Consider the following 23638-nt stretch of genomic DNA (forward strand, 5'->3'; position numbering starts at 1 on the left):
TGTTTGGAACAAGAATAATTTAAAAGCTATAAATTATTATAGGTGCAAACTTAAATATAGATGGAAAAAATTTTATTATCAACTTACTTGGTTAAAATTACAAAAGATAAAAATGATCTTGTGTTAAGTCAATTCGCTGGAGAAGAAGATTTTTTTAATTTTTGTGATGGATTCTTTAAGAAAATATTTTCTGTTATACAAAAAAGCATGGACGCAAAAGATTCTACAACAATTCACTTAAGCCTTGATGAAATGCCTATTGTAGATGAAAAAAAAAGATGTATATATGGATTTCTATCTTCGGGAGTCGGGGGAGAGAATTATAAAATCAAAGATACAGATACCAATATAGAAATGTTTGCAGTTAAGTCAAATCATGCTGCATTTCGAGATGTCTTTTTTTATTTGCAAATACCTAAAAATAAAACTGTAGGAGCTCTAATTTTACAACGAAAATCACGATTTGGAATAAAAACAGCTTTTTTAAAAGGAATTAATCTGTATTCCCGAAATCTTGGATATCAGGGTTTTCATATTCAAATTAATAATGTTATCCATGGACAAGTATATCGTAAAATGATAAATGAAGGGAATCTTAAAAAAATTGAATTTATAAAGAGAAAGATCCCTAAATATATAGAACAATATTACAGAAAGAATGGTGAAGTTGACAAAATTCCTGGAACTTTAAAAACTACAATGTCAGCGTCAAAACTTCCTGATAATTTCAAAGAATTTGTAGATCGTCTTTTCAGTACAAAGCGTAACGACAGAATAGAACTGAAAGATATAGGTGACGACTTTGAAGAAATTGAATTTGAATTGGAGCTTAATGGAAAGAAAAAAACTTTTTATGTTGCACACAGAAGCAGAATTCAACCTGATATTGATGTGTCAAATGAAATCGAACGTGATTCAAATGGGAATCCAACGATTGATTCTCTTGTTGAACAGTGTGACTCTTTAATTAAAGAAGTAATTTATCAATAATGCTAACTAGGATTAATATATTTGGAATTATAAAAGATCATTTTGGTACTCTGAAAAATTTTGATACACATAAAACAAGTTTCGGAGATATCTTGCTTTTTTTTATTATACCAATAATTATTGCTTTTATCTTAACATATAAAGAATATACATTTGAAAATCAGTTATCAAACCTTATTGCTGGGATTTCAATCTTTGGTGGTTTTTTGTTTAATTTATTAGCCATTATATATAGCCAATTAGAAAGCATTGAAAAAAAAACTGAAAATATGCATGATGATCATCTTCAAAATTTAAAAGTAAGATACATCAAAGAGATTCATGCAAATATTTCTTTTTGTATAATCCTATCTATAGCTATAGTCCTTGGTTTATTTTTAACTACGATTGATTTTCCAAAACCTTTTAAAATTGTATTTAAAATCATTATTGGAATTGACTACTTTATGATGATGTTATTTGCTTTGACAATGTTAATGGTAATAAATAGAATATATATATTGTTAAAGAGATGATTTTTTCTGTTTAAATCGATTTGAATGAAATTAATATTTTCAAAATCGATGAAAGTAGCCTAAACAGATTTTCGAGTGGAGTATATGATGGAATAGAAACGTAAAAAAGAAGATTAAAGAATTCTTATAGAGATAAGTTTTCCCTAGACCTAAAATCTTCTATGTTCAATTTGTTAAATGATTTCCATTACTGAAAGTTAATTATATTTATCAACACTTATATAATTAATGATGTATGCCAAACCTAAAACTCCTACGTGAACAGCAAAACCTAACCCAAGAAGAACTTTCTGAAAAATCGGGAATTTCTGTCAGGACCATACAACGTATTGAAGCCGGAACACAACCAAAAGGTTATACGCTCAAAACGCTGGCAAAAGTTTTAGATGTGCGCGAAAGCGATTTATCGGATAAAAGCATAAAAACTGAAACAACAGTCGAAAGCGAAAAAACAATCAGTTCTCAGGAACCTGCTATTGACTACTCCAAAATCAAATTAATAAATCTTTCTTCCCTACTTTTTGCGGTGCTTCCTCCTTTGAATATTATTGCTCCTTTAATTCTGGCAGCCGTTTTAAAACAGAAAAACCAGCTTGTCAAACAAATCGTTTCCGTCCAGATTCTTTGGGCCATTTTAGCGCCTGTCGTTTTTATGCTTGGCATATTTCTGAAACTCGGAAGGAAATTCACTTTGGTACTAATGATTGCAATTGTGCTGTCAAATGTATTTATCATACTGCGTAATGTGGCAGAAATAGATAAGAAAAAGAAGCTGTACTATCGGTTGAAATTCAATATAATATAATCTTGTCAGGTACATTGTCGGGTTTTTGTCGGGTTGGTTTTTAGGTATATAAAACGATAATACCCAACCTTTGCGAAAAATTACGGCAATGAATAAATCTGGCTATTTTACATTCTTTTTACTCTTTGCCCTTTTGCAAGGAAAGGCGCAGGTTGAAAAGACAAGTGAGTTATATAAAACTATTATGTCCAAAGACAGTCTGCTGTTCAACATAGGATTTAATACCTGCGATGTTTCGCAATTTGAAAACCTGATAAGTGAAAAATTAGAATTCTTTCATGACATTGATGGCATATCTGATAAAAAGAAATTTCTAAAAGACTTTAAAGGCGGTTTGTGCCGCTATCCGAAAAATTATCAGGCGCGGAGAGAGTTGCTTCCGGGGAGTACAGAAATTTATGCACTGTATGAAAAGTCAAATGGAGGGGAATTATATGGTGCACTCCAGACAGGAATACATCAGTTTTTTGAAAAAGAAACCGGGCAGCCAGAAAAATTTGGTAGCTCGGCCCGATTCAGCCACCTCTGGCTTTTGGAAAATGGTGAATGGAAACTCGTAAAATCCTACAGCTATGAACACGTTACAAAACAATTGGAATCAGCAGCCACCCCGGTATTTGATGATGATATAGCTGTTGAAAAATGGCTAAAAGAAAACAAAGTGCCGGTATTAGGTCTCGGGATAATCAAAAATGGGGAGCTGCAACAGCTAAAGGTTTTTGGAGAAATCAAACCCGGAGTTCCGGCGCCTTATAATACCATTTTTAACGTAGCATCACTAACCAAGCCTGTAACCGCAATGGTAGCGCTAAAATTGGTCAGTTTAGGGAAATGGGATTTAGATAAGCCCATTTACAATTATTGGACAGACCCGGATATAACCAAAGACCCGAGAAGTAAAAAAATCACAACCCGGCATGTCCTAAGCCATCAAACCGGATTCCCGAATTGGCGATGGATGAATGCGGATAAAAAACTAAGTTTTCTGTTTGAACCCGGAAACGGTTACCAATATTCCGGCGAGGGATTTGAATATTTGCGTAGAGCTTTAGAAAACAAGTTCCATAAAAGCCTGCAACAGCTGGCATCTGAATTGATTTTCCAACCTTTGAAAATGGATGAAACGAGTTATGTTTGGAATGAAAATACGGACGAATCAAGATATGCCTTAGGTTATGATAAGGAACTAAAACCCTATGCGATTGAAAAACACAATTCGCCCAATGCTGCAGATGATTTGCTGACGACTGTTGAAGATTACGGTAAATTTCTGGCAGGTGTAATGAATGGCGAATTAGTGAAAGAATCGGTTTTTAATGAAATGGTAACTCCGCAAACGGCAAGCGAAAGGAGCAAACACTTTGGATTGGGTTTTGAAATCTATGATTTGGAAAATGGAGAATATGCCCTGGCACATGGCGGTGCTGATTTAGGGGTTAGGACAATGGCATTCATTCTGCCCAAAACAAAACAGGCGTTGCTGATTTTTACCAATTCCGATGTTGGTGGCAATCTTTATGAGGTCTTAGTAAAACACTATCTCGGTAAATATGGAGAAAAGATTATAGATATTGAGACAAAGTAAAAAATGGTCAGCCGAATCCGAAGATACAGAAGTCAAAAATAAAAATCCTGCAGCATAAATTGCTACAGGATTTCTTTTTTTTGGGAAAAACGGGGGGATTATTTTTTTGCCAGTTTGATTGCATTAAGCTTGCGTCCTTCAACTTCAGGAACTAAAAGGTAAATCCCTTGCTGCCATGATGAAGAATCGATATTAATATTTTGAGAAACATCATTAGCTGCATAGGATTTAGTGAAAACTTCTCTACCGTCAATAGAATAAATACGCAATACAGTATCGCCTGGCTCATTCAGTTTTAGGTTTAAATTTTCAGTAAACGGATTTCCTAATACAGAAATTCTTTTAGTGAAAAGGAAATCCTGAGTGTCCAAATCAAAACCGGTGCTGAAAATAATCTGCCATGAGTTCAGGCTTCCCGTATCTTCTTCACCATTGTCATATAAAGTCATTGTCCAGTTGCCGTTTACTACCACACCATTTAAGAAGGTGCTCAGGTTGCATAAGGGAATGTCTGTAGGAAACGTAGATGCGCCGGCTGTTGGAGCATAGGAACCTGCAGGGATACTCTGGGTTGAGCCAGGAGTGGCAACATTAATGGTTGTCGTATTGGCCGCATTAAAGCTCAGGATATTGCCAGATGCAAAATCCGAACTATCGCCGCAACTGGTATCAGATGTGGCTCCCATCCTTTTAATCAGAGCGCAGGACGCACCACTTGGAGTTCCTAATTTGGCAACAACATCACCCAGCCAGGTATGAACCAGGTCCAGGTTGATTGTAACCTTTGTAGGGTCGGTAATGGCAGGCGTAAGAGGGACATTGATAGTCGTTACTACGTTGCCAATACTAGTTGCGCCCGAAGCACAGCTTGTGCCAGCACCATCAGGAATAGGCGTTACCGTATTAAAAGAATAAGTCTGGGCAGAAGCTAGTCCGCAAGACATTAAAAAGAAAAAAAGTAGTTTTGTTTTCATAGATACAATATTTAAATTAATAATAAAACTCATTACAGCATTGGTTCTGTAATTCATAGGGGGAATTTTATTTGGAACAGATGGTGGTATTTTCTGTATTTAAATATTTATTTCAGGAAATTAAGGTAAAGATAAATTAATTTATTGTAAATTAACTAATTAAGTGAATTAAATATTTAAATTTTGCATTTTTACCTTATTTTGTTTAACGATTGTAAATAAATACCTGTTTTTATATAATTATGATGTTATTTCCTTAAATTTGAAATCTTTAATTACATTCTACACTTAATGCAAAATCCCTTAAATATTGCAATTGTAGGCTCTGGTCTTGTGGGTTCGCTTTTGGCAATATACCTTAGAAAAGCAGGTCATTCTGTTCATGTATATGACCGCAGCCCCGATATTAGAAAAATTCAATTTTCCGGACGTTCGATAAATCTAGCCATGTCACACAGGGGATGGAAAGCTCTTGATGGAGTTGGAGTAGGAGATGCAGTACGGGCAATTTCTATCCCAATGGATAAAAGAGCAATTCATTTAAAGGATAAGCTCAATTTTCAGCCCTATGGCAAGGAAGGCGAAAGTATCTATTCCATTTCAAGAGGAACTCTCAACAGAAAAATGATTGATTTGGCTGAAGAAGTGGGAACAAAATTTTTCTTTGAAAAGAAAATCTGGGACGTTACACTGGCAGATGCCACACTGCATATTGGAGAAACAGAAAGAGGCGAATGGGAAGCCGTAAAATATGATGTTGTTTTTGGTGCTGATGGTGCTTTTTCCAGAATCCGCCATAGAATGCAACGACAAAGCATGTTTGATTATTCCCAGGAATTTCTGCAAACTGGATATAAAGAATTAAACATACCGCCAAATCCTGATGGGACGCACAGGCTGGATAAAAACTCATTTCACATTTGGCCGCGGGGAGATTATATGCTTATTGCACTCCCTAATCTGGATGGAAGTTTTACCTGTACGCTTTTCATGCCATTTGAAGGCGAGAACTCTTTTGCATCGCTCACGGACAGGGAAAAGGTGGAAAGCTTTTTTGAAAAAAACCTGCCGGACACCGTTGACGTTATTCCAAATCTGGCCGAAGACTTTTTCAAAAACCCAACCAGTACTTTGGTAACTATGAAATGCTATCCGTGGACTTATGGTGACAAAGTAGCGCTGATTGGAGATGCCTGTCATGCTATCGTGCCATTTTACGGACAGGGGATGAATGCAGGTTTTGAAGATATAACCGTGTTGAATGACTTTATGGAGCAATTCGGAAACGATTGGGAACGTATTTTCAAAGAATATGAACAAAGCAGAAAACCAAATGCTGATGCAATAGCTGAATTGTCCTATAGAAATTTCATGGAAATGAGTTCTAAAACGGCTGACGAAAAATTCCTGCTTCAGAAAAAAATAGAAAAAAGATTTTCAGACAAATATCCTGACAAATGGTTGCCATTATACAGCAGGGTCACTTTTAGTCTGGATCCCTATTCTCAGGCTTTGGAAGTAGGTGATTTCCAAAATCAGCTTATGGAAGAAGTTTTGAAAATGGACAATATCGAAGCAAAATGGGACAGTCCTGAAGTAGAAGAAAGAATTTTGGAACTGCTAAACAGAAAAACCAAATAAATACGTAATCAACGTACCAATAAAAAAACAGGGATTAAATCGTAATGATTAATCCCTGTTTTTTTATAAATACATTTTACTCCTAATTGTCTACTTTTTTAGTAACCGGCTTGATGAGTACCCTTAGTGTTGAGTCGTTGCTGAAATAGCTAAAAGCCCAATTCACAAAAATAGTAAGCTTGTTTTTTACACTCAGAATGAGCATTAAGTGTACAAACATCCAGGTAAACCATGCAAATCGTCCCTGAAAGCTAAAGCTTGGCAGGTCAACCACAGCTTTCCTTTTTCCAATCGTGGCCATTGAACCCTTGTCGTGATATTCGTATTCTTTTAAAGGCTTGTTTTTTGCCAGAAGCTTAAAGTTTTTAGCCAGAACTTTTGCCTGTTCGTTTGCTACTGCTGCCAATTGCGGATGACCATTTACATATTTGGGAGTAGTCATATAGGCAATGTCTCCAATAGCAAAAACATCTTTTAGGTTTTCTATTTCATTAAAACGGTTAACAATAAGTCGGTTGCCTCGTGTAATGGCGGTTTCCGGAATACCTTCAATTTGATTGCCGGTTACGCCTGCCGCCCAGATAACATTTTTGGCTTCTATTGTTTCTCCATTTTTCAATCGGACGGTTCGCCCGTCATAATTTTCAACCACAGTGCCGGTTTTAACGATAACTCCAAGCTGCTCCAGGTATTTGCGGGATGCTTTTTTTGAATCGTCGCTCATGGCATTTAAGACATTAGGAGAACCTTCCAGTAAATACACCGTAAGTTTTGAAAAATCCTTATCCGGATAATCCTTAGGCAAAATATTCTTCTTCATTTCTGCCAAAGCTCCGGCTAATTCTACTCCGGTTGGTCCGCCGCCTACAATTACAAAATTGAGTATGTATTGCAGTTCTTCCGGACTTTTTGTAATGACGGCATCTTCAAATGTCTGGAGTATGCGGTTTCTAAGCTGAATTGCTTCCGGAACCGATTTCATAGGAAAGGCACAATGTTCCAAATCCTTATTCCCAAAATAATTGGTTCGGCAACCGTAAGCCAGTACCAGATAATCATAAGAAAAATCTCCGATTGAAGTTTTCAGGCATTTTTTATCAGCCTCAACAGACAAAACATCTGCAATTCTGATTTTTACGTTTTTGGAACGCTGGAAAACTTTTCGGAGCGGAAAAGAAATACTTGCCGGTTCAAGCCTTGCTGTAGCCACCTGATATAATAGCGGCTGGAATTGGTGATAGTTATTACGGTCAATTAAGTATACTTCATAGCCGGTATTTTCGAGGTCTTCAGCAAGGGTAAGTCCTGCAAATCCGGCTCCTACAATAATGATTCTTTTTTGGGTTTCCATACAGGTTTCATTTGTATGTAAAGTTACCAAATTTAAAAGGGTTAGTCTTCTCTATTAACTTTTTCTAAAGAAAAAGCAGGTAGGCAGACCGACAGGTATTCGCAAGGTTCGTCAAACGGATTGGAATACTGTACTCTGGCATTTTTTTCAATCTTAATAGATTGTCCAGCTTCCAAAATTAGAGTTTCGCCTTCAATAATAAACTGCTTTTTACCTCTTATAATATAGGTATACTCATCAAATTCGGGAACCTGAAATGGTTCGCTCCATTTTGGAGGCGCAACCATATGCGCAATAGAAACATCTGAATTGTTATTGGTAGCATTCCCGAAATGCTCTTCGATTAGTTTGCCGTCGTTTGTAGGGACAACAAAAGGGCTTTTTTGCAGGGTGTATTTTTTCATTATTTCTTAAATATAAAGTAAACCGCCAGAATAAGGAATACAAAACCTACGGCATGATTCCATCTGAAAGTCTCGTTCTTGAAAAACAGCAGTGAGAAAATTACAAAAATCACTAAAGTGATGACTTCCTGTATCACCTTGAGCTGCATTAAAGAAAATGGACCGCCATTTCCGTTAAAACCTATTTTGTTGGCAGGAACCTGAAAGCAATATTCGAAAAGAGCCAGCCCCCAGCTTATCAAAACAATAGTTATTAATCCGGCATTCTCGAACCATTTCAATTCCTTAAATTTTAAATGACCATACCAGGCCAGGGTCATAAAAATATTAGATAGCACCAAAAGTCCTATCGTGATAAAGCTTTTCATTTATTTTTTAAATATTTTAGTGAGCACCCCAAAAAAGCCTCTTATAAAAGTAGCGCTTGTGACTACCTTAATAATGCTTTTCGTCGTTTGGCTCATAGGTTCGTTTGCGGCTTTCTTTTCTTGTTTTGCCTCCTGTTCTTTTTGGGCGGTTTCGGCAGCTTGCTGTTGGATGTCCTGTATTTTCTTGGTCAGCATCTCATAAGCGCTTTCCCTGTCAATAACTTCATTATACTTCCGGGTTAGTTTGGAACTGTTGTTGATTTCCCCAATCTCGGCATCAGTCAAAACATCCATACGGCTCATAGGTGCCCGCATTATAGTAGCGGCCAACGGCGTTGGGATTCCCTTTTCATTTAATGCCGTAACCAAAGCCTCTCCGGTTCCCAGGGAAGTCAATAATTCATCGGTCTTATAATACTCTGAAATAGGATAATTTTCAGAAGTCATCTTAATAGCCTTTCTGTCATTGGCGGTAAAAGCTCTTAAAGCATGCTGGATTTTTAATCCCAACTGCGCCAAAACAGAACTTGGAACATCCATAGGATTCTGGGTTACAAAATAAATTCCAATTCCTTTGGAACGAATCAGTTTCACGATGGTTTCAATCTGGTCAAGCAGAGCCTTGCTGGCCTGATTGAAAATTAAATGCGCCTCGTCAATAAAAATAACCAGTTCCGGTTGTCCGGAATCACCTTGTTCCGGCATCACATTGTAGATTTCTGCCAGAAGACTCAACATAAAAGTAGAGAAAAGTTTTGGCTTGTCCTGAATATCGGTCAGGCGGATAATGTTTACATACCCTTTCCCGTTTTCATCAATCCGCATCAGGTCATTGACATCAAATGATACTTCACCAAAGAAAATATCGGCACCTTGTTGCTCCAACTCAATTATTTTTCTAAGAATAGTACCGGTAGTTGAAGTGGAAATCTTGCCGTAATGCTCTTCAATTTCGGCTTTGCCCTCTTCAGTAATATAATTGATTACCTTTTTAATGTCTTTCAGGTCAAGCAATGGCATCTGGTTGTCGTCACAATACTTAAAGATTACGGCAACGACTCCTGCCTGTGTATCGTTAAGATCTAATATTCTTGAAAACAATACCGGTCCAAATTCCGAAACGGTGGCACGCAAGCGAACTCCATTTTGTTTGGACAGTGTCAGCAATTCCACGGGAAATCCCGATACCTGATAAGGGATATTTATTTTGGAATGACGTTCTGTAATAAATGGCTGTTCAACGCCTGGTTTGGCTATACCGCTAAAATCTCCTTTGATGTCCATCATCAGAACCGGTATGCCTAATAATGAAAGCTGTTCAGAAAAGACCTGTATCGTTTTTGTTTTTCCTGTTCCCGTTGCTCCGGCAATAAGACCGTGGCGGTTTAAGGTTTTTAAAGGGATTTTAATGTGTGCATCCGGGAGTGCTTCTCCGTTAAAAATAGCGCCACCCAACGTGATGCTTTCTCCTTTTGTAGCATAACCCGTGTTAATATGACTGATGAAGTCTTCTTTGGAAGCCATGAGCAAAAAAATGTTTAGGATGAATAGAAATGAACAAATATTTACAAATTTAGGATTGTTTTTATTTATTGCTACAAAATATACCTTAAATAATTGGCATATAATTTTAATATTAGGGAGTGTAATAAAATTATCATTATGAAGTTATAATTCAACGCTATAAAACAGAGTTTGTTAGGGCTGAAACAGGCTGTTTTTTTGATAAAATTGACTTAAGTTGTTTTAAACCAGAGAAATATCTATTTTTTTGAAACTAATTATTTTAAATTTCTTATTATTTATTCGTTAAGATTGTAATAATATATAGTTAAGACGGAATAAAAAACAGCAATTTATTTTTTTTTATCCACTAAAAATATAAATTTGTCGTTCTTATAAAATATCTAGGGATAAATAAATTTATCTATTACCAAAATTAAATTCTAAAAATTAAAAAACTAAAATTAAAAAAAATGGCACAGGCATCAAACGCAAAGGTTCAAAACAATGGAGGAAGCAAAAGCTCTAACGTATTTGCAGGATTGACGATCGTAATTTGTATTCTTATTGGAATTCTAGTATGGAAATTCGTAATGGGAGCTCCATCAAACTTCCAAAATGATAATCCTGATGGACAACCTTTAGTGGGTAACTATCTAGGTATGGTTTACAAAGGAGGTTATATCGTTCCTGTATTGATGGGATTACTATTAATGACAATCGTATTCTCATTCGAAAGATTTTTTGTGATCTCTAAGGCAGCAGGAAAAGGTGATGTTGAAAAATTTGTAAAAAGCGTACAAGGACAAATTGCTTCTGGAGATATCCAAGGTGCATTAGATGCTTGTGATAAGCAACAAGGTTCTGTTGCAAACGTAGTAAAAGCAGGTTTGATTAAATACCAGGAAGTTAAAAGAGAGAATTTCGATACTGAAAAAGCATCTGAAGTAATCCAAAAAGAAATTGAGCAGGCTACTTCATTAGAAATGCCAATGCTTGAGAAAAACTTAACTATCCTTTCTACATTGGTATCTTTGGGTACATTATTAGGATTGATGGGAACAGTATCGGGGATGATTAAAGCATTCGCCGGATTGGCAACTTCTGGAACTCCAGACCAGGCAGAATTGGCAAACGGTATCTCTGAAGCACTTATCAACACATTGACAGGTATTACAACTTCAGCTCTTGCGGTTGTGGTTTACAACTACTTTACTTCTAAAATTGATACATTGACTTATTTTATTGATGAGGCTGGTTTTACGATCACTCAGGCTTACAGAAGAGCTACAAACCGTGACTAATTAAAATAAGTTTCATAATATATTAAAGCTATGGGAAGGGAAGTTTCTCCTTCTCGGCTTTGATTAAAAAAGTAAAAACAATGGCTAAAATAAAATTGTCAAAGAAAAGTTCCAGAATTGACATGACTGCGATGTGTGACATGGCATTCCTTCTTCTGTCCTTTTTCATTATGACAGCTACAGCAAAAGTCCCTGAAGCTTTGCCAGTAGATACCCCGGCCTCAACGGTTCAGACCAAATTGCCGGAAGAAAATCTAGCTACCTTAACAATTGGTAAAGAGAAAGTGTTTTTTGGTGTAACCGGAAGAGCAACCAGAGAGGAAACTCTGAAAAGAATGGGAGAAAAATACAATATCCAATTCTCAGACGCAGATAAAAAGAAATTTGCACTTATTGACGGTTTTGGAGTTGATATCAGGCAGATGAAACAGTTGATTGATATGAAAAACGAACAAAGAATGAAAGAAGGAGTACAACCTGGAATTCCTTATGATTCGCTCAACAATCAATTAGCTGACTGGGTAAAAACTGCAAGAGAAGTGGCTAAGGATATGGACGGTAAAGATTTGGATATCGCTATTAAAGGTGATGCTAAAGAAGAATACCCAACAGTAAAAAAAGTTTTAGATATTCTGCAAAAGCAGAGCAAGAATAACTTTTTCCTGGTTACTGGTCTAAGAAATGATGATTTTTAATAAAATAATATATTCATAAGAAATGGCAGAATTAAATACTGGCGACGGCGGTGGTAAAAAAGGCGGTGGCAAAGTAAGAAGTAAAAAAGCGAATCCTTCGGTTGATTTAACGGCCATGGTGGATTTGGCATTCTTATTGATTACCTTCTTTATATTAACAACTACGTTGTCAAAGCCTCAATCAATGAATTTGGCAATGCCGGATGAACCTAAAAAAGATGATCCGGTTCCGCCAGAAACACCAGCCTGGAGAACTTTGACTTTAGTGTTAGGTTCTAATGATAAACTGGTTTGGTATAGTGGTAGATTTGACGGGCCGCCTTTGGATGGGCCGGTTGCTACCGGATACGGAAAAACGGGTGTAAGAGATTTGATCCTTAATAAAAAAGCAGCAGTTGATGCAAAAAACAAAGCTGACGGAGCTGATCTTGAAAAAAGTGGTATTACCATTATCATAAAACCGAGCAAAAAATCAAATTATAAAAATTTGGTTGATATTCTGGATGAGATGGCTATCACTAAGGTGAAAAAATATGCGATTGTTGACATAACAGATGCAGACATTAAGTTTTTGGAAGAAAACAAAATTTATTAGTCTGATTTCATTAAAATCTAAAAAATATTAAATATGTCAAATTCAAAATTAGACTTATTCGAACAAAGCTGGATTGAAAATGTTTTTGAAGGCAGAAACAAAAGCTACGGTGCGTATGAATTGCGTACCAACAGCGGAAAAAGAACCTTAAAAGCATTGGCTATTGGTGCAGTTATATTTTTGTTCATGGTTTGCATTCCAATTATCTCCAGATATATTTCTGAAAATATGACCAAAGAAGAGGAAGTATTAGACGAACAGGTGGTTTTGGTAAATGTGCAGGAGCCAATAAAGAAGGAAGAGATTATTGTTGAGCCGGTTGTTCAAAAACAGACTCAGAGTAATGTTGACATCCAAAAATACGTACCGCCGGTTGTTGTAGACAAACAGGTCGTAAAAGAAGAAGTTGCCGTTGTGGAAGAACTTAAAAAAACAGGCTCTGAAACAGTAAAAGCAAAAGAAGGTGGAGAGGTAGTTCTTGATGGTACACAAAGTGAAATCAAAGTAGATGCTGAAGTAATTGAGGAAGATCCGAACAAAATTTATACATCCGTACAAGTTTTACCGGAATTCCCTGGAGGTATCGCAGGTTTCTATGCTTATGTAAAAAAGAATTACAGAATCCCTGAAGTAGATGACGATGTAAGCGGTAACGTAATCGTAAACTTCGTTGTTGAAAAAGATGGAAGCCTTACAGACATCAAAGTTGTAAGAGACTTAGGTTACGGAACAGGTAAGGAAGCAATCAGAATGTTGAAATCAGCTCCAAAATGGAAGCCTGGTATCCAAAATGGTAAAGCAGTGCGTGTTTCATACAACCTTCCGATCAAATTAGTGATCAAATCGAATTAATGGACGGTAGTAAGTATAGGACCAATAAAGATCAGAAATCGCTCCTCGGGCGATTTCTTCTTATTTTAGGAATGCTGTTTTTTTTGATGTATTTTGTCATGGGTATGGCTATTATCTTTTGGAAAGACATACCAATCGAAATGCCTAAACCCTACAGAATAGCTTTCGGATTACTGCTAATCGTATATTCTTTTTTTAGATTTATACGTTTTATCAAAAAAGACCAACAATAAAAACATTTGTACAAATGCCAAAATATCTAAGATTTCTATTCTATTCTTTTGGATTTATAATGACAATTTTCTTTATTGATTCTTGTGCAGACAAGAAGAAAAAAGAAGATCAGACGGCTACGTTTTATGTTGACGAAACCGTCATGCCAATGATGGATGACCAGCTTGCCGTTTTTCAAAGTGAAAGAACAGAAAAGATAAATCTGGTTCCCAAAACAGAAGGAGCCATCCTTGACCTTTTAAAAAATGATACAACAAAACTGGTAGTGATGTCGAGAGTTTTGTCAAAAAGTGAAGAGAAAAGATTTACAGATAAAGGCATTGTTCCGAGAATAACCCAAATTGCAATTGACGGTGTTGCTCTCATTGCCAATAATAAAGCAAAAGATTCGGTTATCGATTTGCAAAACGTTATCGATTTTATGAATGGAAAACCGGTTGCTTCTATCAAGGGGCTGGTTTTCGATAATGCCAACTCAAGCACTATTGACTTTCTAAGCAGAAAAGCGTCGGTGACTAAAGTAGACAGCAAAAATATCTTTGCTTTAAAATCAAATAATGATGTTATCAAATACATCAGTGAAAATGAAGGCTATATTGGTGTTATTGGGGTGAATTGGATGACACAGCCTATGCCGGACATGTTGAATTCCACAACCAATGTCAAGGTTTTGGCAGTCAAAAATGTTAAAAGTGAACCTAATTCATCAGCCTATTACAAACCTAGCCAGACCAATCTGGCAGAGGGATTATATCCTCTGACACGCAAAATCTATATGTTAAATTATGAAGGTTCTGTTGGTTTGGGTATGGGTTTTGCAACTTTTGTAGCAGGAGACGTAGGACAGAGAATAGTTTTAAAATCCGGATTGGCTCCTGTCAGGCTGGCTTTACGGGAAGTAAAAGTTAGAAAAGACATCGAAAATAAATAAAAATTATAAAGAACGAAGAAATGAAAAAAATTAAGTTTATCAGTTTGTCGTTATTGTTTTTCGGAACTGCTGTTTTTGCTCAGGATTTAGAGCAGGCCAAAAAAGCAATCGACGCGGAACAATATCAAAAAGCCAAAACAATCCTTAAATCACTAATTGCATCTAGTCCTGATAAAGGGAAAAATTATTTTCATTTAGGAGAAGTTTACCTTGCTCTGGATAATGCAGATTCTGCAAAAATTTATTTTGACAAAGGAATCGTTGCCAAAGATAATGGCAATTTCAATTATATCGGATTAGGAGAAATCAGTTTGGATAACGGAAACGTATCAGAAGCAGAAGCTAATTTCAATAAGGCAATCGCCAATTTGAAAAAGAAAGATGCGGAAGAATTTCTATACATAGGTAGAGCCTATATAAATTCTGAAAAGCATGATTATAAAAAAGCAATAACTTCTTTAAAGAAAGCAATTGCTGTTGACCCTAAATATGCACAGGCTTTCTTGAGTCTGGGCGATGCTCAATTTGGTGATGCTGATGTTAACAGTGCCTACAGTTCCTACAGAACTGCCTATGATTTGGATAATTCATTATTGCGTGCTAAAATGCAATTAGGTGTTATTACAAAAAATGCCAAGGCTTTCCCGGAAGCAATAGCAGCTTTTAATGAAGTAATCAAATTAAATGCAAACTACGGTCCTGTTTACCGTGAGTTAGCCGAAACCTATTATTTCTGGAGTACCAGCGACACGTCAAAACGTGCGGAATACATCAAAAAGGCATTAGAGTATTATGAAAAATACATGAGCCTTACGGATTATTCTCTTGATTCAAGAATGCGTCATGCTGACTTCCTGATTCTTGCTAAAGATTATGAAGCTTTGCAGAAAGAAGCGCAGGCTATGCAACAGTTGGATAAGGTAAACCCTAGAATCTACAGATATTTAGGTTATGCAGCTTATGAAAACAAAAACTATGATGAAAGTATCAAAGCATTGAATGACTTCCTGGCAAAAGTTGACCCAAAAAGAATCAGTGCAAGAGATTACCTTTTCCTGGCAAAAGCAAAATTAGGTAAAGCAATTTCTGCAGAAGGTGCTATCACAGATAAAGCTCAGTTTGACAGTGCAATGGCTGACTTAACAAAAGCAACTGACATTGACCCGGCTATTGGTTCTGAATTTAGTGATTTAGGAGTGTCATTATACAAGCAAAAACTATATCTGGAATCCACTAAAGTTTTTGAAGCGGCTACAAAAGCACCAAATTCTAAAAATGCGCTTCTTGACAATTTCTACCTTGGAAACGCAGTTTTGTTTTATGTGGCAAACGACTTGAAAACCGATGCAGAAAGAAACAAACCGGAAGTACAGGAATTGCTTAAAAAAGCAGATACAGCCTATGCAGCTGTAGTTGCTGGTTCGCCAACAACTCAGGATGCACATCTGAATAAAGCAAAAATCAACAGATTTATTCTGGGGCCGGAAGCTAAAGAAGCTGCTGTTGCTGCGTACCAAAAATATATTGAAGTAGTACACGCGAAAGGCGAAGCAGAATTAGCCAAAGAAAACGTGAAATCAGGTTTGATTGGAGCTTATTCTTATATTGGTTCACACTACGCAATATCTGATAAGGTAAAAGCAAGAGAATATTTTGAAAAAGCTTTGGCGTTAGATCCAAACAGCCAATACATCAAAGAATCTCTTGACGTATTGAAAAAATAATAAAACAATAGTTTTAAAAACCGGCACACATGCCGGTTTTTTTATACCTGTTTGGAATTATCATAAACTTTTGTTTAAAGGCTTATTTTTAAAAACTGCAATCCAAAATCAAATCCGTATCTTTGCAGACTATTTTTAAAGATGATGTTGAAGAAAGAATTACAAATCGCTGTTGAAAAAGGGGTAATGCTTCCTTTGATGGAAGAATTTTATACCATTCAGGGCGAAGGATATCACACAGGAACGGCAGCTTATTTTATACGTGTTGGCGGATGTGATGTAGGATGTCATTGGTGTGATGTTAAAGAAAGCTGGAATGCAGAATTGCACCCGCCAACAGCAATTGAAGCAATAGTAGAGAATGCAAAAAAATATGCAAATACTGTTGTCGTGACAGGTGGCGAGCCCCTGACCTGGGATATGGGACCGTTGACACAAAAACTGAAAGAAAAAGATTTAAAAGTACATATTGAAACTTCGGGAGCCTATCCGCTTTCCGGAACCTGGGATTGGATTACGCTTTCTCCCAAAAAAAATAAACTCCCTACCCAAACAGTCTATGACAATGCAAGCGAATTAAAAGTAATTGTCCACAACAAACACGATTTTATCTTTGCAGAGGAACAGGCAGAAAAGGTTAATAAAGATGCCATACTGTTTCTACAGCCGGAATGGAGCAAGAAAGAAGCAATGACACCTTTGATTGTTGACTATGTAATGAATAATCCAAAATGGAGAGTGTCGCTTCAAACGCATAAATATTTAAATATTCCATAAATTTGGAATTATATTTGCTAATAATTAAACCAACATAAAAAACAATTAACAAATGAAAAAATTAATAGTAACATTCGCTTTCGTATTGGCAGCACAAGTTGGATTTGCACAAGATGCAGCTTTTAAAAATGATGTAAAAAAAGTAATTGAGATGACAGGCGCATCTGCTCAGATTGATGTGGCAAAAAAACAAATCCTGGGAATGATTCCGGAAGCAAAACAGGCAGCATTCTTAAAAGATTTTGATGCAACAATGCCATCTTATTTTGATAAAGTTGCTGATGTTTATATGAAAGAATATACACATGCAGAGATTAAAGAAATGATTAAATTCTATGAAACTCCACTAGGGAAAAAAATAACTTCCAAAGCAGGAGTCCTGACTGAAAAAACTATGGAAGCGGCTCAGGCCTGGGGTGTAGAATTGCAAAGCATCATGATGAAATACATGCAGTAATACATTATATTTTATATACAAAACCCAAATTTATATTTGGGTTTTTTTATACCTTTTTTACCCATGAAACAGCTTTTCCTACTTGATCCATCCATCACTTTTTTAAATCACGGTTCCTTTGGTGCCTGCCCAAAACCGATATTTGAGGAATATCAAAGACTCCAATTGGAATTGGAAAATGAACCCGTTTATTTCATCCAGAAAAAAGCGGAGACATATTTGAAAAAAGCCAAAGAAAAACTGTCGGGATATATAGGCTGCCAACCCGAAGATTTCTTTTTTACACCCAATCCAACTGTTGCCATTAATACAGTTATGAGAAGTCTGAACCTTCAACCGGGTGATGAAATCCTTGCTACAAATCATGAATATGGGGCAATGGATAAAACATGGGCTTATTTTTGTAAAAAAACAGGAGCAAAATATGTACGCCAACCTATTTCCCTGCCAATAGTTTCAAAAGAACAGCTATTGGAAGATTTTTGGAAAGGCTATAATTCCAATACCAAAGTTGTTTTTATAAATCAGATTTCCAGTGCAACGGCGCTCATTTTTCCGGTCAGGGAAATTTGTAAGAAAGCCCAGGAATTGGGATTGATAACTATTGTTGATGGGGCACATGTTCCGGGGCATATTCCTTTAAATATTGAAGAGATCGATGCTGATTTTTATACAGGAACATTACACAAATGGATGCTGGCACCAAAAGGGAGTTCGTTTTTGTATGTAAAAAAAGAATTTCAGGACGATTTGGATCCGTTGGTGGTGAGTTGGGGCTATGATAACGAAATAATAGCCAGAACACAATTTCTTGATTATCATGAATACCAGGGCACTAGAGATATCTCTTCTTTTTTATGTACGCCGGCAGTTGTTGATTTTCTCGAAAGAAATAATTGGAACGAAGTAGCGGAAAATTGCAAAGAAATAGTTTTGAATAACTACCAGCGCTTTTGCGATTTGCTAAATACAACCCCAATATGTCCTATTACAAAAGAATTTTTAGGACAAATGGCAAGTATTCCGGTCAGCACAGACGAACCTCAAAAGCTAAAAGAACTGCTTTTTGAAAAATACCAAATCGAAATACCGGTTATGCCACTAAATGGGGATTTTTATATACGATATTCAATCAATGCCTATAATTCACAGGAGGATTTAGACAGGCTTTATGAAGTCTTACAAGAAATCATAGAAACAACCAATTTAGTAAAAACTTAAAGAGTCAGCCTGGCGAGATAGTCATAATGATCGCCTTCAAGAACCAGTTCGCATTGCAAACCATTGGCAAGTGCGGCGTTTTGTAATGTATTATAGTCAACATACAGCCAATCAAAAGGTTTTTCTTCTTCCTTCTTATAATAGACGGTAAAAGTAATTTCACCATAATAGTCTCTTTCAGTCGGAATCCATTTTCCACCGTCTTCATCTTCATCAAACATATAAATGATGTCAGAAGAGTCGATAAGAATTTGTCCTGTTGGTGTCAATAAAGATTTCAGCTGTTGCAGAAAGTCAGACATATTATTTAACCTGCCGCAAATTCCTGTACCATTCATCAGAAGAAGTATGGTGTCAAACTTGTTTTCTGAATTATTGGAATCCAACTGCATCACATCCTGAACTTTTGCATTGTCAAGGCCTCTTAATCGACAGGCTTGAATTGCATTGGCAGAAATATCAATAGGAAGAACCTCCAATTTTTTTATATCCCGAAGGTATAAACTATGACTTCCGGCTCCACAACCTACATCCAGAACTTTTCCTTTTGCCAGATTCATTGCTTTTTTTTCAATTTTTGGCATGGTAGAATAATTTCGGAACAAATAGGCAACGCTCATTTCATCGGCTTCAGAAATTGAAGTTTCAGTAATCAGGTTTTCCGGAGAGTTGTTTGTCTGATAATCTAATATGGCTTTTCCAAAAAGGTCTTTCATGATTTATAGTATAGTTTAAAAAGATAAGGAAGAAAGTGTAACTTTGTCCGCAAATAAACGAAGTTGGAACAAGTAATTAAAAATCTTCCAAAACTGGCCAAAGATAAGCATAACGAAAACAAGAAGTATTTCGATAAGCTTAAAAAGAAAGCGCCGAAGAATATTGATTATATCATGCAGGAATTGCACGATCAGGAATTTAAAAAAACAGATTGCCTGAAATGTGCCAATTGTTGCAAAACAACCGGGCCGCTTTTTACTCTTGCAGATATTGAGAGGATTTCCAAACATTTTCGGCAGAAGCCACAACAATTTATTGATCAGTATCTTCGGATTGATGAAGAGAATGATTACGTGCTTCAAAGTGTGCCGTGCACTTTTCTGGATGCTGAAAATTACTGTATGATTTATGACGTCAGGCCCAAAGCTTGCAGAGAATATCCGCATACAGACAGAAAAAAATTCCAGCAGATTTCTAACCTGACATTGCAGAACGTAGCAATTTGTCCGGCTGCTTATAATATTGTAGAAGAAATGAAAAAAAGAATGCCTTTGTAAAAACAATTGCTGTATGAAACACAAAAGAAATTTATTTTACATCTTTTTGGCTTCAGCCATTATTTCAGTTTTATTGGTTTTTGTCAACCAGGATGTTGTAGTTAGAGGTCTTTTCGATAAAATTATGGAGGCCGTTATTATGACAGCCCTCATATATATCGTTTTGATAGTACTTTACTTTTTGATGTTTATTGCAAAATCAGGTGCGAACAGGATTGCCAGAAAGCAAAAAAAAGACCTTACAAAGTAAGGCCGTTTATTAGACAAAGATATAATCTTCGGGAAGTTCGATTGATTCGTCAAATCGGCCACCTATGGCGTCAACGACATAATCAATCCCTCTTTTGATATATTCTAATATTTTTTCGACCCATTCCTTTGCGTTATGGAATAATTCAATGGCTTTGTCTACATAAGAATCAATCCATTCGAAAAATTCCTGCAGTTTGTCCATATAATCCAAAAGTAGTTGCGATGTATTCATTTTATAGCTATTTTATTAAGATTTAAATGCGACCGTTAAAAATAGCCGCACCTAAAAATACATATTTTCAGGAAGATTCCAATCAATAAATTTCATATTTTTTTCTTATTTTTTTGAAATCTTCAATTCCTTTTTCCCAGCTTTTTTTGATATCGGCTTCTGTCATTCCGGCCTCAATCTGTTCCTGTAGCTTTTTGGTTCCGGCCAATTTCGTAAAGAAAGGAATAAAAAACTTCGATTTATCAGCTGTGGTAGCATAGGCTTTCAAAAGCCATTTTAGTTCAATACCCTTTACTTTTGGGGCATTCGACAAATCTTCACCATAACACACTTTACCATTATGCAAAGGATCTTTTGAACCTAAATTAGGTTTGGGAATAAAACTAAAGTCAGTTTTTGGAAGAAAAGGAGAGCCATATATCTGGAATTGCTTCTCTGTTCCTCTTCCCAGGCTCACATTCGTGCCTTCAAAAAAGCATAAGCTGGCATACAGGTTAATGGATTGGTCGTTTGGTAAGTTTGGAGAAGGCCTCACTGGGAGCGAGTAACTCATATCCTTAGTATAATTTACACACGGAACCACGCTCAATTCGCATTGAATTCCATTTTTAAGCCATTTTTCACCATTTATCATTTTTCCATATTCTCCTATAGTCATGCCGTGAAGTACCGGAATCGTGTGCATTCCTATAAAACTCGAGTTCTCTTTTTCGAGAATGGGGCCATCAACGGTATTGCCGTTTGGATTTGGACGGTCTAAAATCAATAGTTTTATTTTATTTTCGGCACAAGCCTCCATTATATAATGTAAGGAAGAGATATAGGTATAAAAACGGGCGCCCACATCCTGAAGGTCAAAAACCAGAATGTCTATTCCTGCCAATTGTTCCGGTTTTGGTTTTTTATTATCACCATAAAGGGAAATTATTGGAATTCCGGTTTTGGTGTCTTTTCCGTCCTTTACTAATTCTCCTGCATCAGCAGTTCCTCTGAACCCGTGCTCAGGAGCATAGATTTTTGTAACGTTTATTTTATTCTCTACTAGCCAATCGACCAGATGCATTGATTTAGTTGTTGCTCCATAACGGATTTCTTCTGAATTTTTCGCATCAGGATTATAATTGACAATACTGGTTTGGTTGGCAACAACGCCAATATTTTTATATTTTTTTAGGTAGGGCAGATAAGTCATCCAATCGTCAGCCCCGGTTTTTATTTGAGCAATTGCAGTTGAAGCCTTAAAACTTTTAATTGTATCATGAACTTTCGGTTTCTCATTTATTGCTTTTGTGTTAAATGAATTTCCACAGGAAAGAATTGACAAAACCAAGAATAAAGCTGTATTTTTGAAAACCATATTTGATATCATACAAAATTGAATTTAGAATATTTTATAGCCAAAAGACTGATTGCTGCTAAAAATCATAAAAGTAGTATATCTGCACCAATTATAAAAATTGCTATTGCTGCCATTGCAATAGGCATGATCATGATGATTGTGTCTGTGGCAACAGGAATTGGATTGCAGCAAAAAATACGTGAAAAGGTTGCGGCTTTTAACGGACATATTATTATTACCAATTATGACGATAACCAATCCCAGGTAAGTATCAGTCCTATTTCTACCCATCAGGATTTTTATCCGAAGTTTAAAAATGTAGATGGTATAAGCCACATTCAGGCAGTAGCTACAAAAGCAGGAATCATCAGGACAGAAACTTCTTTTGAAGGTATTATATATAAAGGAGTAGGGAAAGATTACCAATGGAAGAATCTGGATGAATATCTTGTTCAAGGTAAATTGCCGGATGTAATGCATAAATTGACACCGGATGTTTTAATATCAAAATACCTTGCTGACAGGCTCAATTTAAAAGTAGGCGATAAGTTCAATACTTTTTTCATGAAAGAAAACAGTAATCAGCTGCCTAACCTGAGAGTATTTGTAGTAGCAGGGATTTACAATTCCGGATTTCAGGAATTTGATGCTACCTATATAATAGGTGACATTCGTCATTTGCAACGAATCAATAAATGGAAACCGGATCAGGTGGGTGCTTTTGAAGTTTTTATTGACGACTTTAATAAGATTGAGCAAAAAGGGCAGCAGGTTTATGACAATACCCAAAATAAAGAAGACGCATCCAAAACACTCGATACACAGACAATTTCTGAAAAGTACTATAATATATTTGAGTGGCTGCGGCTATTTGACTTTAATATAATTGTCATTATAGTAATAATGATTATTGTAGCGACTATTAATATGGTAGTTGCATTGCTGGTTCTTATATTGGAAAGAACCCAGATGATCGGAATACTCAAAGCAATAGGAGCAAACAATTGGTCAGTACGCAAGATATTTTTGTACAATGCCTTTTATTTAATTGTCCGTGGTCTGCTTTGGGGCAACTGTATTGGAATAGGTCTTATTATTATTCAGCAGCAATTCGGTATTATAAAACTAAATCCGGACAGTTATTATGTGAATGTCGCACCCGCCCATTTGGATTGGCTGTATATTTTATTGCTAAATGTGGGGACATTGATTATCTGTCTGGCTGTTCTTTTGATTCCTTCCTATATAATAACGAAAATTTCTCCTGTAAAAGCGATCCGTTTTGAATAGGTTTATATAAGAAGAAAGTGTCTTTTGGAAGATTTCTGAAAGATTTTCTCTCTCATGTTCTTAAATAATGCTTTTTTCAGGCATTTTTTCAGCATGTTTTACCCGCCATTTGATATACTTTACAGTCCGCTTCCCTTGTTTTAGATGGTTTGTCGAATTTTGGTGTCAAAAATCTCAAAAAAAGTTCGTCTATAGACTTCTGTTTTCCAGCGCCTTGCAAAAAAGTTTGAAAAAAAGTTACGATAAAGCTTGCGGAAGCGGAAAAAGGTGCTACTTTTGCACCCGCAATAAAGGCGAAGTTCATAGGTAAATACTGGCAGGAAGC

Annotated in this window: 26 protein-coding genes; 17 read left to right on the forward strand and 9 right to left on the reverse strand. The window is 36.2% G+C overall.

Annotated features, from left to right (window positions below):
- Nucleotides 1-60: 60 nt before the first annotated feature.
- The 4 genes from ASG38_RS14285 (at nt 61) to ASG38_RS14300 (ending at nt 3895) form a co-directional block, all read left to right on the forward strand.
- A complete protein-coding gene (locus tag ASG38_RS14285) occupies nt 61-990 on the forward strand; it encodes a hypothetical protein (RefSeq protein WP_056072414.1) in 930 nt (309 codons plus the stop codon).
- Complete coding sequence (locus ASG38_RS14290) at nt 990-1505, forward strand: hypothetical protein (protein WP_056072417.1); 516 nt, start codon at nt 990-992, stop codon at nt 1503-1505. The genes ASG38_RS14285 and ASG38_RS14290 overlap by 1 nt, the downstream gene beginning before the upstream one ends.
- 235 nt (nt 1506-1740) lie before the next feature.
- Nucleotides 1741-2310 carry a helix-turn-helix domain-containing protein gene (locus tag ASG38_RS14295; protein WP_056072420.1) on the forward strand — a complete coding sequence of 190 codons (570 nt, stop codon included), beginning with the start codon at nt 1741-1743 and terminating at the stop codon, nt 2308-2310.
- An 88-nt stretch (nt 2311-2398) separates the two neighbouring features.
- Nucleotides 2399-3895 (forward strand): serine hydrolase, encoded by a 1497-nt coding sequence (locus tag ASG38_RS14300; RefSeq protein WP_056072423.1) that lies wholly within the window; start codon nt 2399-2401, stop codon nt 3893-3895.
- Nucleotides 3896-3993: 98 nt separating this feature from the next.
- On the opposite strand, the gene ASG38_RS14305 is transcribed toward ASG38_RS14300, so the two are convergent.
- The gene (locus ASG38_RS14305) at nt 3994-4869 is read right to left on the reverse strand and encodes a proprotein convertase P-domain-containing protein (protein ID WP_162239707.1); all 876 of its coding nucleotides are present in this window, start codon (nt 4867-4869) and stop codon (nt 3994-3996) included.
- Between the two features lie 291 nt (nt 4870-5160).
- Here ASG38_RS14305 and ASG38_RS14310 point away from each other — a divergent pair, with 291 nt between their 5' ends.
- Nucleotides 5161-6510 carry an NAD(P)/FAD-dependent oxidoreductase gene (locus ASG38_RS14310; protein WP_056072429.1) on the forward strand — a complete coding sequence of 450 codons (1350 nt, stop codon included), beginning with the start codon at nt 5161-5163 and terminating at the stop codon, nt 6508-6510.
- Between the two features lie 82 nt (nt 6511-6592).
- On the opposite strand, the gene ASG38_RS14315 is transcribed toward ASG38_RS14310, so the two are convergent.
- The 4 genes from ASG38_RS14315 to ASG38_RS14330 are packed head-to-tail and all read right to left on the reverse strand — an operon-like array spanning nt 6593 to nt 10157.
- Entirely contained in the window at nt 6593-7861 is a 1269-nt protein-coding gene (locus ASG38_RS14315; RefSeq protein ID WP_056072432.1) for an NAD(P)/FAD-dependent oxidoreductase, read from the reverse strand.
- Between the two features lie 41 nt (nt 7862-7902).
- On the reverse strand, nt 7903-8265 hold the full coding sequence (locus ASG38_RS14320) for a cupin domain-containing protein (RefSeq protein ID WP_056072435.1): 363 nt from the start codon (nt 8263-8265) through the stop codon (nt 7903-7905).
- A complete protein-coding gene (locus tag ASG38_RS14325) occupies nt 8265-8633 on the reverse strand; it encodes a DMT family protein (protein ID WP_056072438.1) in 369 nt (122 codons plus the stop codon). Before ASG38_RS14325 ends, ASG38_RS14320 begins: the two co-directional genes overlap by 1 nt.
- Entirely contained in the window at nt 8634-10157 is a 1524-nt protein-coding gene (locus tag ASG38_RS14330) for a helicase HerA-like domain-containing protein (RefSeq protein WP_056072441.1), read from the reverse strand. It abuts the gene before it with no gap.
- Nucleotides 10158-10609: 452 nt separating this feature from the next.
- On the opposite strand from ASG38_RS14330, the gene ASG38_RS14335 reads away from it, so the two are divergent.
- The 9 genes from ASG38_RS14335 (at nt 10610) to ASG38_RS14380 (ending at nt 18926) form a co-directional block, all read left to right on the forward strand.
- Nucleotides 10610-11440, forward strand: coding sequence for a MotA/TolQ/ExbB proton channel family protein (locus ASG38_RS14335; RefSeq protein ID WP_056072445.1), 831 nt, complete (start codon nt 10610-10612; stop codon nt 11438-11440).
- An 80-nt stretch (nt 11441-11520) separates the two neighbouring features.
- Complete coding sequence (locus tag ASG38_RS14340; protein ID WP_056072447.1) at nt 11521-12135, forward strand: biopolymer transporter ExbD; 615 nt, start codon at nt 11521-11523, stop codon at nt 12133-12135.
- A gap of 22 nt (nt 12136-12157) precedes the next feature.
- A complete protein-coding gene (locus tag ASG38_RS14345) occupies nt 12158-12730 on the forward strand; it encodes a biopolymer transporter ExbD (RefSeq protein ID WP_056072450.1) in 573 nt (190 codons plus the stop codon).
- Between the two features lie 33 nt (nt 12731-12763).
- A complete protein-coding gene (locus ASG38_RS14350) occupies nt 12764-13582 on the forward strand; it encodes an energy transducer TonB (protein WP_056072453.1) in 819 nt (272 codons plus the stop codon).
- A gap of 247 nt (nt 13583-13829) precedes the next feature.
- Nucleotides 13830-14747, forward strand: a complete 918-nt coding sequence (locus tag ASG38_RS14360) for a PstS family phosphate ABC transporter substrate-binding protein (RefSeq protein WP_056072459.1) — start codon at nt 13830-13832, stop codon at nt 14745-14747.
- Nucleotides 14748-14767: 20 nt separating this feature from the next.
- On the forward strand, nt 14768-16471 hold the full coding sequence (locus ASG38_RS14365; RefSeq protein ID WP_056072462.1) for a tetratricopeptide repeat protein: 1704 nt from the start codon (nt 14768-14770) through the stop codon (nt 16469-16471).
- A 144-nt stretch (nt 16472-16615) separates the two neighbouring features.
- Nucleotides 16616-17248, forward strand: coding sequence for a 7-carboxy-7-deazaguanine synthase QueE (locus ASG38_RS14370; protein ID WP_056072465.1), 633 nt, complete (start codon nt 16616-16618; stop codon nt 17246-17248).
- A gap of 52 nt (nt 17249-17300) precedes the next feature.
- Entirely contained in the window at nt 17301-17705 is a 405-nt protein-coding gene (locus tag ASG38_RS14375) for a DUF2059 domain-containing protein (RefSeq protein WP_056072468.1), read from the forward strand.
- Nucleotides 17706-17768: 63 nt separating this feature from the next.
- A complete protein-coding gene (locus tag ASG38_RS14380; protein WP_056072472.1) occupies nt 17769-18926 on the forward strand; it encodes an aminotransferase class V-fold PLP-dependent enzyme in 1158 nt (385 codons plus the stop codon).
- Here ASG38_RS14380 and ASG38_RS14385 read toward each other — a convergent pair.
- Nucleotides 18923-19642: a bifunctional 2-polyprenyl-6-hydroxyphenol methylase/3-demethylubiquinol 3-O-methyltransferase UbiG gene (locus ASG38_RS14385; protein ID WP_056072475.1), complete on the reverse strand. Its 720-nt coding sequence runs from the start codon at nt 19640-19642 to the stop codon at nt 18923-18925. The genes ASG38_RS14380 and ASG38_RS14385 overlap by 4 nt on opposite strands.
- Before the next feature lie 63 nt (nt 19643-19705).
- On the opposite strand from ASG38_RS14385, the gene ASG38_RS14390 reads away from it, so the two are divergent.
- Together ASG38_RS14390 and ASG38_RS14395 are read left to right on the forward strand one after the other, a co-directional pair.
- The gene (locus tag ASG38_RS14390; protein WP_056072478.1) at nt 19706-20200 is read left to right on the forward strand and encodes a YkgJ family cysteine cluster protein; all 495 of its coding nucleotides are present in this window, start codon (nt 19706-19708) and stop codon (nt 20198-20200) included.
- A 13-nt stretch (nt 20201-20213) separates the two neighbouring features.
- Nucleotides 20214-20450 carry a hypothetical protein gene (locus ASG38_RS14395; protein WP_056072481.1) on the forward strand — a complete coding sequence of 79 codons (237 nt, stop codon included), beginning with the start codon at nt 20214-20216 and terminating at the stop codon, nt 20448-20450.
- Between the two features lie 9 nt (nt 20451-20459).
- Here the strand turns inward: ASG38_RS14395 and ASG38_RS14400 are convergent, their stop codons facing one another.
- Together ASG38_RS14400 and ASG38_RS14405 are read right to left on the reverse strand one after the other, a co-directional pair.
- On the reverse strand, nt 20460-20684 hold the full coding sequence (locus tag ASG38_RS14400; protein WP_143394973.1) for a hypothetical protein: 225 nt from the start codon (nt 20682-20684) through the stop codon (nt 20460-20462).
- A gap of 82 nt (nt 20685-20766) precedes the next feature.
- Complete coding sequence (locus ASG38_RS14405; RefSeq protein ID WP_056072487.1) at nt 20767-22053, reverse strand: exo-beta-N-acetylmuramidase NamZ domain-containing protein; 1287 nt, start codon at nt 22051-22053, stop codon at nt 20767-20769.
- A 6-nt stretch (nt 22054-22059) separates the two neighbouring features.
- On the opposite strand from ASG38_RS14405, the gene ASG38_RS14410 reads away from it, so the two are divergent.
- Complete coding sequence (locus tag ASG38_RS14410) at nt 22060-23313, forward strand: ABC transporter permease (protein ID WP_056072490.1); 1254 nt, start codon at nt 22060-22062, stop codon at nt 23311-23313.
- An 88-nt stretch (nt 23314-23401) separates the two neighbouring features.
- On the opposite strand, the gene ASG38_RS18315 is transcribed toward ASG38_RS14410, so the two are convergent.
- Nucleotides 23402-23638, reverse strand: a 237-nt coding sequence (locus ASG38_RS18315) for a hypothetical protein (RefSeq protein ID WP_235498600.1), incomplete at its 5' end; no start/stop codon positions are given.

Source organism: Flavobacterium sp. Leaf359, assembly GCF_001423985.1.
Classification (GTDB): Bacteria; Bacteroidota; Bacteroidia; order Flavobacteriales; family Flavobacteriaceae; genus Flavobacterium; species Flavobacterium lindanitolerans.

What these genes read in the sequence shown, in the direction of transcription:
- ASG38_RS14285 (WP_056072414.1), top strand. Translation starts at nt 61, where the DNA reads ATGGAAAAAATTTTATTATCAACTTACTTGGTTAAAATTACAAAAGAT.
- ASG38_RS14290 (WP_056072417.1), top strand. Translation starts at nt 990, where the DNA reads ATGCTAACTAGGATTAATATATTTGGAATTATAAAAGATCATTTTGGT.
- ASG38_RS14295 (WP_056072420.1), top strand. Translation starts at nt 1,741, where the DNA reads ATGCCAAACCTAAAACTCCTACGTGAACAGCAAAACCTAACCCAAGAA.
- ASG38_RS14300 (WP_056072423.1), top strand. Translation starts at nt 2,399, where the DNA reads ATGAATAAATCTGGCTATTTTACATTCTTTTTACTCTTTGCCCTTTTG.
- ASG38_RS14305 (WP_162239707.1), bottom strand. Translation starts at nt 4,869, where the DNA reads ATGAAAACAAAACTACTTTTTTTCTTTTTAATGTCTTGCGGACTAGCT.
- ASG38_RS14310 (WP_056072429.1), top strand. Translation starts at nt 5,161, where the DNA reads ATGCAAAATCCCTTAAATATTGCAATTGTAGGCTCTGGTCTTGTGGGT.
- ASG38_RS14315 (WP_056072432.1), bottom strand. Translation starts at nt 7,861, where the DNA reads ATGGAAACCCAAAAAAGAATCATTATTGTAGGAGCCGGATTTGCAGGA.
- ASG38_RS14320 (WP_056072435.1), bottom strand. Translation starts at nt 8,265, where the DNA reads ATGAAAAAATACACCCTGCAAAAAAGCCCTTTTGTTGTCCCTACAAAC.
- ASG38_RS14325 (WP_056072438.1), bottom strand. Translation starts at nt 8,633, where the DNA reads ATGAAAAGCTTTATCACGATAGGACTTTTGGTGCTATCTAATATTTTT.
- ASG38_RS14330 (WP_056072441.1), bottom strand. Translation starts at nt 10,157, where the DNA reads ATGGCTTCCAAAGAAGACTTCATCAGTCATATTAACACGGGTTATGCT.
- ASG38_RS14335 (WP_056072445.1), top strand. Translation starts at nt 10,610, where the DNA reads ATGGCACAGGCATCAAACGCAAAGGTTCAAAACAATGGAGGAAGCAAA.
- ASG38_RS14340 (WP_056072447.1), top strand. Translation starts at nt 11,521, where the DNA reads ATGGCTAAAATAAAATTGTCAAAGAAAAGTTCCAGAATTGACATGACT.
- ASG38_RS14345 (WP_056072450.1), top strand. Translation starts at nt 12,158, where the DNA reads ATGGCAGAATTAAATACTGGCGACGGCGGTGGTAAAAAAGGCGGTGGC.
- ASG38_RS14350 (WP_056072453.1), top strand. Translation starts at nt 12,764, where the DNA reads ATGTCAAATTCAAAATTAGACTTATTCGAACAAAGCTGGATTGAAAAT.
- ASG38_RS14360 (WP_056072459.1), top strand. Translation starts at nt 13,830, where the DNA reads ATGCCAAAATATCTAAGATTTCTATTCTATTCTTTTGGATTTATAATG.
- ASG38_RS14365 (WP_056072462.1), top strand. Translation starts at nt 14,768, where the DNA reads ATGAAAAAAATTAAGTTTATCAGTTTGTCGTTATTGTTTTTCGGAACT.
- ASG38_RS14370 (WP_056072465.1), top strand. Translation starts at nt 16,616, where the DNA reads ATGTTGAAGAAAGAATTACAAATCGCTGTTGAAAAAGGGGTAATGCTT.
- ASG38_RS14375 (WP_056072468.1), top strand. Translation starts at nt 17,301, where the DNA reads ATGAAAAAATTAATAGTAACATTCGCTTTCGTATTGGCAGCACAAGTT.
- ASG38_RS14380 (WP_056072472.1), top strand. Translation starts at nt 17,769, where the DNA reads ATGAAACAGCTTTTCCTACTTGATCCATCCATCACTTTTTTAAATCAC.
- ASG38_RS14385 (WP_056072475.1), bottom strand. Translation starts at nt 19,642, where the DNA reads ATGAAAGACCTTTTTGGAAAAGCCATATTAGATTATCAGACAAACAAC.
- ASG38_RS14395 (WP_056072481.1), top strand. Translation starts at nt 20,214, where the DNA reads ATGAAACACAAAAGAAATTTATTTTACATCTTTTTGGCTTCAGCCATT.
- ASG38_RS14400 (WP_143394973.1), bottom strand. Translation starts at nt 20,684, where the DNA reads ATGAATACATCGCAACTACTTTTGGATTATATGGACAAACTGCAGGAA.
- ASG38_RS14405 (WP_056072487.1), bottom strand. Translation starts at nt 22,053, where the DNA reads ATGATATCAAATATGGTTTTCAAAAATACAGCTTTATTCTTGGTTTTG.